This is a genomic window from Saccharopolyspora sp. NPDC049426 (assembly GCF_040676935.1).
In the GTDB taxonomy this organism is placed as follows: Bacteria; Actinomycetota; Actinomycetes; order Mycobacteriales; family Pseudonocardiaceae; genus Saccharopolyspora.
The window spans coordinates 512,803-526,816 of the sequence record NZ_JBFAPZ010000001.1 but is presented as its reverse complement, the minus strand read 5'-3'; the positions used below and the strand labels follow the sequence as shown (position 1 = coordinate 526,816).

Below are 14,014 nucleotides of genomic sequence, written 5' to 3'. Positions count from 1 at the left end.
GAAGCGCATCGGTTTTGCTCAGAACCGTCCGGACAAATGGGATATCGATCATCCAGGTATGACGAGAATCGTCGTGGAATGCGAAAGAGGGCGAGCGCTCGTGGAGCGCTCGCCCTCTTTCGAAGGGATATCGGGTCAGGCGGAAGCCGACACGCGCGTGGCGGCCGGGTCCACCGGGATGCCCGGGCCCATCGTGGTCGTGAAGGTGACCTTCTTCAGGTACCGGCCCTTCGACGCCGACGGCTTGGCGCGCAGGATCTCGTCCAGCGCGGCCGCGTAGTTCTCCACCAGCTTCTCGGTGTCGAAGGACGCCTTGCCGATGATGAAGTGCAGGTTGGCCTGCTTGTCGACGCGGAAGTTGATCTTACCGCCCTTGATGTCCGCGACCGCCTTGGTGACGTTCGGGGTGACGGTGCCGGTCTTCGGGTTCGGCATCAGGCCACGCGGGCCGAGAACCCGAGCGATCTTGCCGACCTTGGCCATCTGGTCCGGGGTGGCGATCGCCGCGTCGAAATCGAGCCAGCCGCCCTGAATGCGCTCGATCAGGTCCTCGGAACCAACCGCGTCCGCGCCGGCGGCCTCGGCCTCAGCGGCCTTGTCGCCGGTGGCGAACACGATGACGCGAGCAGTCTTACCAGTGCCGTGCGGCAGGTTCACGGTGCCGCGGACCATCTGGTCTGCCTTGCGGGGGTCGACGCCCAGCCGCAGAGCGACCTCGACGGTGGCGTCGTACTTGACCTTGGTGGTCTTCTTCGCCAGCTCGGCGGCTTCCGACGGGGTGTAGAGACGCTCCCGGTCGATCAGCTCGGCCGCCTGCTGGTATGCCTTGCTGCGCTGTGCCATTTCTGTCCTAAGAGTCAGGTTGGATCAGTTGTGGTTGGTCGGGCTGCGCATGCGCCCTCCCACTACCCGTGCGCGCCGGCGGAACCGGCAGCGGCTCAGGCTTCGACCGTCAGGCCCATCGAACGAGCAGTACCGGCGATGATCTTCGCGGCCTGGTCGATGTCGTTGGCGTTGAGGTCTTCCATCTTGGTCTGCGCGATCTCCTTGACCTGCTCCATGGAGACCTTGCCGACCTTGGACTTGTGCGGCTCGCCGGAGCCCTTCTGCACACCAGCGGCCTTGAGCAGCAGCTTCGCGGCCGGCGGGGTCTTCAGCTTGAAGTCGAAGGACCGGTCTTCGTACACGGAGATCTCAACCGGCACGACGTTGCCACGCTGAGCCTCGGTGGCCGCGTTGTACGCCTTGCAGAACTCCATGATGTTGACGCCGTGCTGACCCAGCGCCGGGCCGACCGGCGGAGCCGGGTTGGCTTGGCCGGCCTGGATCTGCAGCTTGATGATCCCTGCCAGCTTCTTCTTCTTGGGCGGCATGTTTGCTTCCTGTGTCTTCGCTATCCGGTTGCTCGATCCCGCCGGAAGGCGGCACCGAATCTGGCGAGACCACGAGACGGTGGAATCGCCCCTGCTGCGCGGGTCCTGCCAGATCCGCGCGCAGCCCGCCGCGCTCCCGCAGACGGGAGAGCGGTCAGAGCTTGGAGACCTGGTCGAACGAGAGCTCGACCGGGGTCTCGCGGCCGAAGATCGACACCAGCACCTTGAGCTTCTGGGCGTCGGCGTTGACCTCGTTGATGGTGGCCGGCAGCGTCGCGAACGGGCCGTCCATCACGGTGACGGACTCGCCGACCTCGAAGTCGACCTCGACCGCGGTCTTGGTCGCGGCCGCGGTCTGACCCGCGCCGGCCTTCTTGCCCGCTTCCGGCTTCTTCTCCTCGACCTGCGGCGCGAGGAACTTCAGCACGTCGTCAATGGTCAGCGGCGAAGGCTTGGAGGTCGCACCGACGAATCCGGTCACACCCGGCGTGTTGCGCACGGCGCTCCACGACTGGTCGTTGAGATCCATCCGGACCAGGATGTAGCCGGGCAGCACCTTGCGCTGCACCATCTTACGCTGGCCGTTCTTGATCTCGGTGACCTCTTCGGTCGGCACCTCGACCTGGAAGATGTAGTCCTCGACGTCGAGCGTCTGAGCACGGGTCTCGAGGTTGGTCTTGACCTTGTTCTCGTAACCCGCGTAGGAGTGGATCACGTACCAGTCACCGGGCGCGCGGCGCAGCGCTGCGCGCAGCTCCTCGACCGGGTCGACGTCTTCTGCTTCCGCCTCTTCGGCGTCGGCCTCGTCGGCTTCCGCGTCGTCGGACGCGGTCTCCTCAGCGTCAGCGGCCTCGGTGTCGCCGGCCGCGGCGTCCTCGGCCTCTTCGGCGGAGTCGGTTTCCGAGGAATCGACTGCGTCGGCTGCCTCAGCCTCGACGGACACGGCCCCGGCTTCGGCAGCCTCGGGCTGCACCTGCTCGTCGGTGAGGCCGGTGGCTTCCTGGGAGGTCTCCTCGTGCGAGGTCACAGTCGGTCTCGCTTCCTCTCGTGCGTTGCGTGCCGGGTCGTTGTTTCGCCGCCGGCACCACTTAGGCGGGCCCGGAGGTTCAGCCAGTGCCGAACAGCCAGCCCACGCCCTTCGCGAAGAGCACGTCCACACCCGCGACGAACGCCACCATGATGCTGACGAACACCAGCACCACAAGCGTGTAGGTCATCAGCAGCTTGCGTGTCGGCCAGATGACCTTGCGCAGCTCGGCGACGACCTCGCGCAGGAAGCGCCCGATCTTCCGGAACAGCGAAACCCGACCCTGCCGGCCATCCCGCGAGGGAGTGGGCCGACCCTTCGACTCAGTTGTGCGCGCCGGACCGGAGCCCGACTGGGAACGGGCGGAGGCACGACGCTCGCGCCGCGCCGCGGCGCTGGACGGACGGGCGCCCTCGCGCGCTCCGTCCTGGCCCTGCTCGCGGTCCTCGCTCACGACCATCCTCCGCTCACCGTCGCATCGACGCAGGGGTGACAGGACTTGAACCTGCAACCTGCGGTTTTGGAGACCGCTGCTCTGCCAATTGAGCTACACCCCTCTGCGGCCTGTGAAGCCCGACCGCAAAGTCGGGACGCCCTTCACCAGCCTTGAAACTGTGGGTTTCAAGGTGCTCAGGCATCCCAGGTTCGAAAGTGTACGGCACGTGGAGAACGCTTCTCCAACGGCACCCCCCGTGTTGGCGAGAAGACGACTTCACCGCTGGTGAGCGCAGTGCGTCACGCAGGGATGCGGACCGTGGCCGAAGCGCCGCCCAGCACGCCCTGATCGGCGGCCTTCGCGGTGATGTTGACCTTGATCGTGCCGTCGTCGTTGATCTTCGCGACCTTGCCGCCGAGCTCCACCACAGCGCCGCTGCCGTCGTCCGGGACGACCACCGGGCGGGTGAACCGCACGCCGTAGCGCACGATCGCGCCCGGATCACCGGTCCAGCTGCTCACCAGCCGTCCGGCCAGCGCCATGGTCAGCATCCCGTGGGCGATCACGTCCGGGAGGCCGACCTCCTTGGCGAACCGCTCGTTCCAGTGGATCGGGTTGAAGTCGCCCGAGGCGCCCGCGTAGCGGACCAGATCGGACCGCTCCAGCGGCACGCTCAGCGGCGGCAGCTCGTCCCCGACGTTGATCTCCGAAAGCTTCACGCCTCAGGCCCCCTCACGACCAACATCGACGTGGCGGTGCAGACCTGCTCCCCGTCGGTGGTGGTGATCTCCACGCGGATGGTCAGGAAGTCGTTGCCCGCGCGGGTCTTGATGTCGTCGACGTGCGCGACCGTCAGCAGCCGGTCACCGGCGCGGATCGGCCGGTGGTGGACGAAGTCCTGCTGGCCGTGCACCACGCGGCTGTAGTCCACGCCGAGCTGATCGTCCTCGACGATCTGGTCCTGCGCGGCCATCGAGAGGATCACCGCGAAGGTCGGCGGCGCGATCACGTCCGGGTAGCCGGCGGACTTGGCAGCCTCGACGTCGTGGTGCAGCGGGGAGTCGTCCTTGATCGCGCGGGCGAACTCGCGGATCTTCTCCCGGCCCACCTCGTAGGGCTCGGTGGGCGGGTATTCACGTCCGATGAATGACTGGTCGAGCGGCACGCGGGAAGGCTACTAGGTCTGATCCGGATCGGCGGAGCCGCTGCGACCTTCCAGCGACCGCCCGAGCCGCCGAGACCCCGGAGAACGAGAAGAGCCCGACCCCGGATCAACCGGGGACGGGCTCTCGAAGGCGTTCCGAAGGAACCGCTGGGATCAGCGGGTCTCCTTGTGGAGCTTGTGCGTGCCGCAGTTCATGCAGAACTTCTTCATCTCCAAGCGGTCCGGGTTGTTGCGCCGGTTCTTGTTGGTGATGTAGTTGCGGTTCTTGCACTCCTCGCACGCCAGCGTGATCTTGGGTCGAACGTCGGTGGCGGCCACGGGGGTGCCTTTCTCTCGGTCGTAACGGGTCGGTTCGCTGGAGAGATCCTTGCGAACCCGTGACTGGTAGCGGTGGCCGGACTTGAACCGGCGACACAGCGATTATGAGCCGCTTGCTCTACCGACTGAGCTACACCGCCATGCCGAGGCCGCGGTGTGCACCGGTTGCCTCAAGCGACGCAGGATATCCCACGCAAAACAGCCACAGCACCCAGTTTACCGAGCACCGCGGCTGCCTTTCGAGCCCCAATACGGAATCGAACCGTAGACCTTCGCCTTACCATGGCGACGCTCTGCCGACTGAGCTATTGGGGCGTGCCCTTGCGGAGCGATTAGAACTTTACACACCTGCGGGACCCCCCGGAACAGGGGGGTACCCTTTTGCGAAAACGCAGGTCATAGCCGCCTTTTCACAGGGCGCCCCACCGGATCGGGCGAATTCGGACATCAGTGCAGGAGTGTGAGCACGGTCTCCTCGCGGCTGCCCCGATCGCGCTTCGTGCGGGCCTGCAGCCACGCCTCGAAGCGCTCCTCGGACAGCGGGCGGGAGATCAGGTAGCCCTGGGCCACGTCGCAGCCCATGCCCACCAGCTGGTCCCGCGCGGCGTCGTCCTCGACGCCCTCGGCGACCACGGCGAGGTCCAGTGAGTGGCCGAGCTCGACGATCGTGCGCACCACCGCCAGGTCGCTGAGATCGGTTCCCATGCCCAGCACGAAGCTCTTGTCGATCTTGACCTCGTCCACCGGCAGCTGCCGCAGGTAGGCCAGCGACGAGTAGCCGGTGCCGAAGTCGTCCACCGCGAGCACCACGCCCATCGCGTGCAGCCGCCGCAGGACCGGCAGCGACCGCTCCTTGTCCGCCATCACGCTGGACTCGGTCAGCTCCAGGGTGAGCAGCTCGGGCGGGATGTCGTGGCGTTCGAGCGCCTCGGCGACCCGCTCGGGGAAGGTCTCGTCGGCGAGGTTGCGCACCGACAGGTTCACCGCCACCGACATCCGCAGCCCGCGGTCCAGCCACTGCCGGATCTTGACCAGCGCGCACTCCATGACGAAGGCGGTGAGCGCGTCGACCAGCCCGGTGGCCTCCACCAGCGGCACGAACTCGTCGGGATCCAGCCGCCCGTACTCCGGGTGCGACCAGCGCACCAGGGCCTCGGCGCCGACGACCTGACGTTCCGGCAGCGCCACCTTCGGCTGGTAGTGCACCTCGACCTGACCGGTGTCCAGCGCCTGCCTGAACTGGGTGACCAGCTGGAAGCGGCGCAGGAACACCTGACCCATGGCCGGGGCGTAGCAGCGCACGCCGTCCTCGCCGTTGCGCGCGGCCCGCACCGCCACATCGGCGTGCTGGAGCAGCGTGTCGACGTCGGTCTCGGCCTCACCGTCGGCGGGTGCCGAGGAGGCGTAGCCCGCGACCCCGGCGGCCTCGACGACTATCCGGTCCAGCGGGTAGGACATGGCGATCACGTCGCACAGCCGCAGCGCCACCTGGTGCGCCTGCTCCTCGGTGTGGTCCAGCAGCAGGACGGCGAACGAGTTGGCCTCCAGGCGGGCCAGCGGAGCATCACCGAGGGCTTCCCGCATCCGCTGCCCGGCGGCGACCACCATCCGGTCGCCCCAGGTGTAGCCGAGTGCTTCGCTGACCGTGGTGAGCAGGTCCAGGTCGACCCGCAGCACGACGGCGGCGCGGCCGGCGCGGAGCTCGTTCCCGGAGATCTCGCGGAAGCCGGTGCGGTTGAGCAGCCCGGTCAGCGGATCGTGGTAGGCGTCGTGCCGCAGCCTGGCCAGCAGCCTGCGGTTGTCCATGGCGGTGGCCAGGTGGCTGGCCAGGGTGTGCAGCAGTCGCACGTCCGCGCGGCCGAATCCGCGCCAGCGGCTGACCCGGTCGTGGACCTCGACGGCGCCGAGCAGCTGGCTGGCGCCCCGGAGCGGGACCACGAGCGCCTCGTAGGCGCCGCGCTGCCGCAGCGCGCGGCGAACCTCCTCCGGCGCTTCGAGCGTCCGGAAGGACCGCACGTGGCTGCCGGGCAGTTGCAGCAGCGGGTCATCGCGCAGCGCGTCCGGTGCCGCCTGGACCGCGGCCTCGGGCATGGTTTCCCCGGCGACCAGCGTGGTGACCTCGCCGCGCGGGTCCAGCCGCAGCCGCAGCACGACCCGGGTGGCGTTGAGCTGTTCGCGGATCCGCTCGGCGACGGGTTCCCACTCGCCGACCGGCACGGCCTGCTCGCCGACGGGGTCGGGCGAGGTCTGCGCGCCCTGCCCGGAGCGGGCCACGCTGAGGCTGACGTCGCTGAGCGCCTCCAGGTCGCGCTGCTCGCGCAGCAGGTCGGAGTAGGCCCGGTACAGGCCGATCACGGCGACGGCGACGAGCCCGACCAGCAGCCAGCCCCACGGCGTGCCGATGGCGACCTCGTACCCGATCAGGCCGACGGAGGTGTTGAGCAGGCCGACGGCCAGCGTGCGCCCGGCCAGCCGCGCGCCCGCGGCGACCTTCATGGCACCGCCCAGCACGGTCAGCGCGGCCAGCGCGAACCCGCAGCTGATCAGCGGCGAGGTCAGCGTGCCGACGACGGGCCCGAACCAGTCGGGGGCGACGCCGATGAGGGCCTGGTTGACCAGGTTGGCGACCGCGAACGGCACCGCGATCTCCAGGCACAGCACGCCGCCGTTGTAGACGACGTGGGTGGCCGCGCGCCTGCCCACCTGGGCGCCGAGCCCGGCCAGCAGGTTCGCCGCGAGCACCACTTCGAACGGCGCGGTGAGCAGGCCGAGCAGCAGCGGGATCTCGGTGAAGGAGATCGTCCAGCCGACGCGCTTGACGTCGACGTCGATGGTCAGCTGCTCGGCGAGCAGGAAGCCGACGGCCAGCAGCGGACCGATGAACAGCAGTTCAGGGGTGTAGCGCGACTCGAGGCCGCCAGCGGTGAGCAGGGAGACTCCCACGCCCGCGGCGAGCACCACGAACGAGAAGCTCGCGAACATCCGGCGGCGCACCGGATCGACTTCGGCTCTGACCGGTGGCCTGGATGGTTCCAGACCGGAATGCGGACCGAGGGAGCGGTGACGCTCGATCATCCACGCTCCTCCCGCTGGCGATACGGCCGTACCACATAAGTCCGTCCGCCGATCGTGACGCACGAGAGCACGGATGGCCAGGGTCGAATGGCCCTCGCGACGCACTCCGGATGCACGCATCAGATGGGTTCAACCGGGGGGTGGCGCGGAACCGCTTTCCATCAAGGCCACTCTGACCTGCGGAAACTTCGCCGGTCGCGGTGAAGCGCAAGAAGCTTTTGAGCTTCTCACAGCTGACTCACAACTTTGTGAGGATCACCGCAACAACATCAGACGGAGGTAACGGTACGTATTCGGTCTAACCACAAAACGTCATCCTTGGAGATCGAACTCGTCCAGGAAGTCACGCACAGCACGGTCCAGGTCGGCCAGCCCGGACTCCTCGACGGGCAGGTGACCGGACCCGCGCAGCGCGGTCGTGCGGGTCGGCCCGGCGATGCGGTCGAAGAACTCCTCCGACAGCAGCGGCGGTGTCCAGCGGTCCTCGTCGGGGTGCGCGAGCAGCAGCGGCGTCCCGGTGAACCGCTCGGGCGGCAGCACCGGTCCGGTGGTCAGGCAGCTGCGGGCGAAGCGAAGCGAGATCAAGCCGCCACCGGCGAGCTCGTCGGCCCAGGCGAGGTTGGCGTACTGGGTCTGGTTGGACACCGCGGCGATGTTGACCAACCAGTGCACGGGCAGCCGCACCGCCGACAGCGGTTCGCGCACGAGCGAGAGCAGACCGGCCCAGCGCGCCATCTCGGGTCGCGCGGCCAGCACCCGCCGAACCTCGTCGCGGCACGGGTCGGCCAGGCAGGTCGCGATGACGCCGTCGACCTCGGTGCTCGCCGCGACGTCGTAGGCGAGCCGGCCCCCGGTGCTCACGCCCAGCAGCACGACGGGACGCGAATCGCGCGCCTTCTCGCGCTCCACCAGGTCGCGCGCGCAGTTCAGCCAGTCCGAGTAGGTCGCGCCGAGCAGCGGTGTCCCGGTGAGGCCGAATCCGGGCAGGTCAGGCGCGATGTAGTCGAGGTCGGCCAACGCGGGCAGCCTGCCGTAGGGGGCGAGCATCCGCCCGTAGGTGCCGACGCCGTGCAGCGCGATGACCTTGGCGGGAGCGCCGGCGCGCTCGACGCGGTCCACGTGCACCTTCAGCCCGCGCCACTGCCACCACTGCTCGTCGGGTGCGTTGTCGGCGCTCAGGCGCAGCGCGCCGGGGAAGAACGCCTGATAACGCTGCCAGTGCAGGTGGTCGCGGTAGCCGGGGCCGACGTCGGTGGCAGACCCAGGGGTGGAAGGAGCGCTCGAGGGCACACTTCGAACATACGGAGTCGGGCCGACCGCGCGCATCAGCCCTGAGCGGGCGCGACCGGTCTAGGCCGAATCCGAGGGCTTGAGCCGCACGACTCTGGATTCCAGGTCGAGGGGGCCGGCACCGGACTCCCGCTCGTCCTCCTTCGCCACCTCGACCCAGGCGAGCTGGTCCAGCTGGTGCTTGACCCCGACGTTGAACAGCCCCTCGACCTCCATGGCCGCGCTCCCCGCGCTGGAGCGCTCCGGGACGGGTGCGGGCGCAGCGGCCCGCAACTCCTCGCGCCGCTTCGCGCGTGCCGCGCGGTCGATGGCCATGCCTCCACGCTAACCCGACGAAGCCGCTGAGCAGGACCACCGACGTCGATCCGCCACCAGTAGGGTCGTGCGCGTGCTCGATCCGTACTTCGTCCAGGTCGAAACGTCGGAACTCGCGGATCTCACGCGAGCGCTGGAACTCCTCGACTCCCGCGCGGACCTCAACCACCGCTACCGCAAGATGCTCGACGAGTCCCGCCAGCTGCTGACGGCCGACCAGATCCGCCTCACCCAAGCCCGCGGCCTGGCGAAACGCCTCATGGTCCTGATCAAGGCAGCAGGCCGGGACTTCCCCGGCACTCTCGACGACGAGGCCCGCGAGATCCTGCGCGCGGGCGAGGCCAAAGCCGACGACCTGGTCTTCCGCCCAGAAGAAGCCTGATCCGCACCCCCGCTGAGGAACGGCGACGACTGGTCTGTATGCTTTTCTCGCAAGCCAGCACGCTGGCGAGCACGCCGGGTTGCCCGAGCGGCCAAAGGGAGCTGACTGTAAATCAGCCGGCATTGCCTTCGGAGGTTCGAATCCTCCACCCGGCACAAGCAGGAAAAAGACCCCGTGACCAGCATCAAAGCGGTCACGGGGTCTTTGCTTTGCAGTCCGGCTGTACCCGGCTGTACACGGGCTCTACCCGGCTGTCTCTGGCCAATGTCTGGCCACGGTTTCAGCCCAACGCTCGGTCGATACGCGCGCGAGCTTCCTGTTCCCCACCGTCAACGCACTTCGCGTAGACGCGGAGCAGGACATGGACACTGTGCCCAGCCCATTCCGCAACCCTCGTGGGCTCCACTCCGGCGTTGAGCCACGTCGATACCGCCGCGTGGCGGAGGTCATACGGGCGCTTTGCGAGCTGCGTAGCGGCCACCTCAGCCGTGAACGCATCCGCGCGAGCCTTGGCCCAGGCCCGGCCGTAGACCGTGCTGGAAAGCCGCCCGCCATTCCGTCGGCCCCAGAACAGCCGTCCGTCTGGCGCGGTACCGAACCTCTCGAGGTGGCGATGGAGGAACGCCGTTAGCTCTGGAGAGCACGGCACGGTTCTGCCGACGTCGTCATTGCGGTGCTTCAGGCTTCTCTCCTCGCTGGCGGTTCGGCTGTCCGTCCACTCCTCTCCGATCTCGGGCGTAGCTCGCTCGAGGTGCAACTCGCCCCAGCCCTCTTGGGGCAGCGACAGGTTGCGCTTGCGGAGGTTCGTGACTTCCTCAGGCCGTAGAGCAGCGAAGTACATGAGAGCGAAGAATGCGGTCAGCCGTGGAACTCGCTCATCAACTGCCGCCAAGAGCGTCCGAGCTTGGACCGGGTTGGCTACGACACGGCGATCGACCTGTTTCAGCGTTGTGCCGTGTCGTCGAACCTTGATCTCCTGTAGTGGATTGCTGGTGAGCAGCTTCCGCTCGATTGCGTAGTGAATTGCGTTCGTCAACGTGGTGCGGCGCAGTCGGACAGTGTCCGGGGCCGCGCGCGTTTGGTCTTGCTTGAGGTCAAGGGCTCCCAGCACATCTCGAAGGACGTCAGGCTTCCTGAGATCGCTTACGTTGCGGCTGTGGTCCGTGATCCACTTGAGAGCTTGTTTGATCTCGGGTGGCTGTTCTTGGCTGCGGGTTGAAGGGTTGAATGCGATACGGAACGCCTGATTGAGGGTCTTGCGTGCAGGTGCCCCACGATTCGTCGTCAGCATCGCTGCGGAAATCGGAGCGAGGGAGTCGGCCGTGCTCTTGCGCTGACCTGGTGAGGTATCGCGCCACTTCATGTCGACGAAGTCGCAGGCAAAGTCGAACCAGCTCCGGTCTTCAGTGCTGCGAGTAACTGAAATTGGAAGACCACTAGCGATGTCGAACGCTTCGCCCTTGCGGGCTGCGCTGAGGAGCTCCGCACGAAAGCTCTCGGCCTGTGCCTTGGTCTTAAAGGTCTCCTGACGTGTCTGGCCAGCAACTTCCCAACGTGCCCGGTAGCTCGTGACCTTGCCGTGCTGGTTCTTTCGGACCTGAAGCTTCCAGATGCGGACGGCGTAGCTGGTTTCGGTCATGCGGCGTTCTCCAGAGTGTCGAGCCAGTTCTCGAAGTCGGTGCGGCGGATGCGAAGTGAGCCGTTGGGCAGACGGATGGCCTTGGGGGCTCGCTGCTTCGCACGCCAGTCGTCGAAGGTCGTCCGAGCGATGCCCATCTCCTCGCAGAACTCCGCGACGGTCATCCAGTTGCCGCTACGTTTCGCCATGAACTGCCTCCCGGGAGGTTGCAAACGGGTTGTCGGGCGAGGTGATGGGCCGGTCAGGTCGGGTCCTCCGATCTCGGGTTGCTGGTGTTGTCCGCTACCGGCGCTACTGCCGCTACTTCGCTGGTCAGACCGGTAGCGGAGCGGTTTTCGTTGCCGCTACCGCCGCTACCTGACTGGGTTTCGGGTAGCGCTGGTAGCGGCATGGGTTTTTCGTCCGCTACCGGTCTGACCTGGGCGGTAGCGGCGGTAGCGCTGGTAGCGGCATTAGGCAGGTAGCGTCGCCAGGCGTCGGCGAGCCCGTCTTCGCCATCGACGCGAAAGCCCTTGGGGACCTGCCCTCCGGGCTGCCTGACGTTCTTGGAGTGGACGTCAAAGCGGGACAGCTCTTTTGAGAGGCGTCGGGCGTCGAGCGGCTTGCCGTGGAGGTCGCCCCAGGGCGCTTCATCGAGGCTGTGCAGCGCAGAAAGGATGTCGGCGGTAGGCATACGGTCGACGCCGCGCGCGGTGAAGAGTTCACGCAGGTCAGCCAGTAGCCGCACGCCGAGCGACTGAGTGCCGGGGCCGCTGGCGTTGACGAAGTGCTGGCAGGCAGCGCGGGCGGTTTCGGGCCAGTGCCCACCGGCCTGGTCGGCCAGCGCGAGCAGCGGTTTCCAGATCTCGGCGGAGCGGTCGTAGACGCCTGGCGGCATGGTGGGGCGCGCCTTGGCCAGGTCGGTGCTTGTCTGTTCGATCCATGCGGCCAGTTCGTCCCGGATCGGGGCGGCTTCGTGCTCGACGTCTTCTTCTAGGAACTCCTCGACGGGTTCGTCGGGAGCGCGCTTTCGCATGTGGATGGTGATCGCGCGCGTGGTGATGGTGGCCGGCATGTGCCCGGCGATGCCTGCCAGCGCGGCTGGGGCGTAGACCGGGAACCGCTCGACCTTCATGGCCTTGGCGTCGCCGACGCAGCGGGCAATGGTGGCGCTGCGCTTGTATCCGGCGTTGAGCATGGCGCGGAGATCTTCGTAGTTGCCGCCGTTCTTGGGGTTGAAGATGGCGTCGACCTCGTCGAACAGGATCGTGATCGGGCCGGAGCTGACCATGCGAAACAGCGCGGCGGTGGTGGCCGAGATGGTCATCTCCGGCTCGCGGACGAGGTATTGGCCGACTTCGAGAACGCGGGTCTTGCCGCTGCCGGGTTCTGCGGAATCGAGGATGAGCCGCGGCGTGGCGTAGAAGAGGTGCGCGGCGTGGGTGTGGGCGAACCACAGCGCGATCGTCGGGGCGCAGTGTTCGGAGGGCAGTACCAAAAAGCGGCTGAGGAAGGCGGTGACGTCGTCGAGCACCTCGGCTCCGGACCGCACTGGTGAACGCTGTCGGTCGTCGGTGGAGCCGACGACGTGGAGAGCGGGTGCGGCGGTCATCGTGATGTCTCCTTCTTGGTCTGTTGGTGGGTTGGGGCGCTGAATGCGGCCGAGTCCGGGGCTCTGTGGCTGGGGGCTGCTCATGCGGCCTCTTCTCGGTGGGTACTGGCGGGGGTTGAGCCGCCCTGTGACAGGTCGAGTCGGGTGTTGCCACCCCTGGCTCCCGGCCGGTGAGGCGAGCTGCTGCGACTCTCTGAGACGGCGCTGAAATCGCCTGTGCGCGACTCGTTCTGGGTGGCTGGTGTGATGGGCCGGGTGGTTTCGCCCTCGGTCGCGCGGTGGTGGCGTTGTTGGAGGTCGATCGCGCGGTCGTCGAGGGCGGCGAGGTCGGCCAGCTGGCTTGCTTCCACGTGATCGACGCGGGTGAGGATGCGGTAGGCGTACTCGCGGAGGGCTCTCCGGTATGCGGCTTCCAGCACGGACGTCTTGAGGTAGCTGCCGACGATGGGTTCGGCGGCGGCGCGGTAGGTGTCGATGAGCCAGTCGGTCAGCAGTTCGTGTCGGTGCTCGGTGTCGAGCCGTCCGGTCCGGCGCGCTTCCGCGTAGAGCACGGCAGGGTCCGGGGCGATGCCGCGCGGGACGAGGCCGATGGCCAGCGCCAGCACCTCGGAGGCAATGGGTGAGGCGAGGTCGTCGGCGCGCATCCCGGCCAGTAGCTCGCGCGCGGCTTCGGCGTCGCAGCGCATCAGGCAGCCGACGAAGGCCGCTTCGGTGTCGACGGTGATGGGGCCGGATGGCGTTGGGTGTGTGGGGTTCATGCGGCTTCACCTCCGGGGAAGTGGGCGTTGTCGCGGGTGCGGTCGGAGTGGGTGGGCAGCACGGTCAGGCGGCGGTTGGCCTTGACCTCGTACATGTGCGCGTCGGCCTGACCGAGCAGGTCGGTCAGCGGGGTGTGCGCCGGTGCGACGGCGAGGCCGACGCTGCCCAGGGCGGTCAAGCGGTGGCCGTCGACCCAGATGGGTTCGGCCAGCGCGGCGGTGATCGCTTCGGCGCGCTGCTCGGCGGCGCTGCTGGTGGGGATGGGGCCGAGCCAGATGGCGAACTCGTCGCCGTGCAGGCGTATGGCGTGTTCACCGGGCTCGGTCACGGTGGCGAGTTGGGTGGCGACGGCGGCCAGGACCTTGTTGCCGAAGTCGTGGCCGTGGGTGTCGTTGATGGCTTTGAACTGGTCGAGGTCGACCATGCACAGCCCGATCAGGCTGCGGGTGAACCGCTCGCGCCGTGCCCGGTGGTGCAGGGCTTGGCGGTTGCCGAGGCCGGTCAACGAGTCGGTGCGCAAGCGGCGGCGGTAGATCCATGCGGCGGTGGTGGCCGCACTCGCCCATCCGGTGGTGCCCAGCAGGATCGAGATTTCTGCGAACATGGGGGTGCCTCCTAGAGGGGTAGGGGTCCCGCCCGGCGCT

At 67.8% G+C, this 14,014-nt stretch carries 16 protein-coding genes and 4 tRNA genes; 2 read left to right on the top strand and 18 right to left on the bottom strand.

The annotated features are described in order from the left end of the window. Positions 1-135 precede the first annotated feature (135 nt). The 13 genes from rplA to AB0J78_RS02535 form a co-directional block, all read right to left on the bottom strand. Positions 136-843: a 50S ribosomal protein L1 gene (rplA, locus tag AB0J78_RS02595; RefSeq protein ID WP_363786177.1), complete on the bottom strand. Its 708-nt coding sequence runs from the start codon at positions 841-843 to the stop codon at positions 136-138. 95 nt (positions 844-938) lie between these two features. After that, positions 939-1,373, bottom strand: a complete 435-nt coding sequence (rplK, locus tag AB0J78_RS02590) for a 50S ribosomal protein L11 (RefSeq protein WP_132621571.1) — start codon at positions 1,371-1,373, stop codon at positions 939-941. A 154-nt stretch (positions 1,374-1,527) separates the two neighbouring features. Continuing rightward, entirely contained in the window at positions 1,528-2,400 is an 873-nt protein-coding gene (gene nusG / locus AB0J78_RS02585; RefSeq protein WP_363786174.1) for a transcription termination/antitermination protein NusG, read from the bottom strand. Positions 2,401-2,479: 79 nt separating this feature from the next. Beyond that, the gene (secE, locus tag AB0J78_RS02580) at positions 2,480-2,854 is read right to left on the bottom strand and encodes a preprotein translocase subunit SecE (protein ID WP_363786172.1); all 375 of its coding nucleotides are present in this window, start codon (positions 2,852-2,854) and stop codon (positions 2,480-2,482) included. Between the two features lie 30 nt (positions 2,855-2,884). Next, positions 2,885-2,957: transfer RNA gene (locus AB0J78_RS02575), tRNA-Trp, on the bottom strand. Positions 2,958-3,135: 178 nt separating this feature from the next. Continuing rightward, positions 3,136-3,555, bottom strand: coding sequence for a MaoC family dehydratase (locus AB0J78_RS02570; RefSeq protein WP_363786170.1), 420 nt, complete (start codon positions 3,553-3,555; stop codon positions 3,136-3,138). Beyond that, entirely contained in the window at positions 3,552-4,001 is a 450-nt protein-coding gene (locus AB0J78_RS02565; RefSeq protein WP_363786168.1) for a MaoC family dehydratase N-terminal domain-containing protein, read from the bottom strand. The genes AB0J78_RS02570 and AB0J78_RS02565 overlap by 4 nt, the downstream gene beginning before the upstream one ends. A 153-nt stretch (positions 4,002-4,154) precedes the next feature. Next, positions 4,155-4,319 carry a 50S ribosomal protein L33 gene (gene rpmG, locus AB0J78_RS02560; protein WP_132621563.1) on the bottom strand — a complete coding sequence of 55 codons (165 nt, stop codon included), beginning with the start codon at positions 4,317-4,319 and terminating at the stop codon, positions 4,155-4,157. Between the two features lie 64 nt (positions 4,320-4,383). Then, positions 4,384-4,459: transfer RNA gene (locus tag AB0J78_RS02555), tRNA-Met, on the bottom strand. 102 nt (positions 4,460-4,561) lie between these two features. Further along, positions 4,562-4,634 (bottom strand) — tRNA-Thr (locus AB0J78_RS02550). Between the two features lie 132 nt (positions 4,635-4,766). After that, a complete protein-coding gene (locus tag AB0J78_RS02545; RefSeq protein ID WP_363786166.1) occupies positions 4,767-7,394 on the bottom strand; it encodes an EAL domain-containing protein in 2,628 nt (875 codons plus the stop codon). A 312-nt stretch (positions 7,395-7,706) separates the two neighbouring features. Next, the gene (locus AB0J78_RS02540; RefSeq protein ID WP_363786164.1) at positions 7,707-8,684 is read right to left on the bottom strand and encodes an alpha/beta fold hydrolase; all 978 of its coding nucleotides are present in this window, start codon (positions 8,682-8,684) and stop codon (positions 7,707-7,709) included. 60 nt (positions 8,685-8,744) lie between these two features. After that, a complete protein-coding gene (locus AB0J78_RS02535) occupies positions 8,745-8,999 on the bottom strand; it encodes a hypothetical protein (RefSeq protein WP_363786162.1) in 255 nt (84 codons plus the stop codon). 73 nt (positions 9,000-9,072) lie between these two features. Here AB0J78_RS02535 and AB0J78_RS02530 point away from each other — a divergent pair, with 73 nt between their 5' ends. Then, positions 9,073-9,381 carry a hypothetical protein gene (locus AB0J78_RS02530; protein ID WP_363786160.1) on the top strand — a complete coding sequence of 103 codons (309 nt, stop codon included), beginning with the start codon at positions 9,073-9,075 and terminating at the stop codon, positions 9,379-9,381. 73 nt (positions 9,382-9,454) lie between these two features. Next, positions 9,455-9,536, top strand: a tRNA-Tyr gene (locus AB0J78_RS02525). A gap of 125 nt (positions 9,537-9,661) precedes the next feature. Here the strand turns inward: AB0J78_RS02525 and AB0J78_RS02520 are convergent. The 5 genes from AB0J78_RS02520 to AB0J78_RS02500 form a co-directional block, all read right to left on the bottom strand. Beyond that, complete coding sequence (locus tag AB0J78_RS02520; protein WP_363786158.1) at positions 9,662-11,020, bottom strand: tyrosine-type recombinase/integrase; 1,359 nt, start codon at positions 11,018-11,020, stop codon at positions 9,662-9,664. Then, the gene (locus tag AB0J78_RS02515; protein ID WP_363786156.1) at positions 11,017-11,208 is read right to left on the bottom strand and encodes a helix-turn-helix domain-containing protein; all 192 of its coding nucleotides are present in this window, start codon (positions 11,206-11,208) and stop codon (positions 11,017-11,019) included. Before AB0J78_RS02515 ends, AB0J78_RS02520 begins: the two co-directional genes overlap by 4 nt. Positions 11,209-11,261: 53 nt before the next feature. Next, complete coding sequence (locus tag AB0J78_RS02510; protein ID WP_363786154.1) at positions 11,262-12,611, bottom strand: DUF3631 domain-containing protein; 1,350 nt, start codon at positions 12,609-12,611, stop codon at positions 11,262-11,264. 80 nt (positions 12,612-12,691) lie between these two features. Next, on the bottom strand, positions 12,692-13,369 hold the full coding sequence (locus tag AB0J78_RS02505) for a hypothetical protein (protein WP_363786152.1): 678 nt from the start codon (positions 13,367-13,369) through the stop codon (positions 12,692-12,694). After that, positions 13,366-13,974, bottom strand: a complete 609-nt coding sequence (locus AB0J78_RS02500) for a GGDEF domain-containing protein (protein WP_363786150.1) — start codon at positions 13,972-13,974, stop codon at positions 13,366-13,368. Before AB0J78_RS02500 ends, AB0J78_RS02505 begins: the two co-directional genes overlap by 4 nt. Positions 13,975-14,014: the final 40 nt, after the last annotated feature.

Coding starts and splice junctions, on each gene's coding strand:
- rplA (WP_363786177.1), bottom strand. CDS start 843: ATGGCACAGCGCAGCAAGGCATACCAGCAGGCGGCCGAGCTGATCGAC.
- rplK (WP_132621571.1), bottom strand. CDS start 1,373: ATGCCGCCCAAGAAGAAGAAGCTGGCAGGGATCATCAAGCTGCAGATC.
- AB0J78_RS02545 (WP_363786166.1), bottom strand. CDS start 7,394: ATGATCGAGCGTCACCGCTCCCTCGGTCCGCATTCCGGTCTGGAACCA.
- AB0J78_RS02535 (WP_363786162.1), bottom strand. CDS start 8,999: ATGGCCATCGACCGCGCGGCACGCGCGAAGCGGCGCGAGGAGTTGCGG.
- AB0J78_RS02520 (WP_363786158.1), bottom strand. CDS start 11,020: ATGACCGAAACCAGCTACGCCGTCCGCATCTGGAAGCTTCAGGTCCGA.
- AB0J78_RS02515 (WP_363786156.1), bottom strand. CDS start 11,208: ATGGCGAAACGTAGCGGCAACTGGATGACCGTCGCGGAGTTCTGCGAG.
- AB0J78_RS02510 (WP_363786154.1), bottom strand. CDS start 12,611: ATGACCGCCGCACCCGCTCTCCACGTCGTCGGCTCCACCGACGACCGA.
- AB0J78_RS02505 (WP_363786152.1), bottom strand. CDS start 13,369: ATGAACCCCACACACCCAACGCCATCCGGCCCCATCACCGTCGACACC.
- AB0J78_RS02500 (WP_363786150.1), bottom strand. CDS start 13,974: ATGTTCGCAGAAATCTCGATCCTGCTGGGCACCACCGGATGGGCGAGT.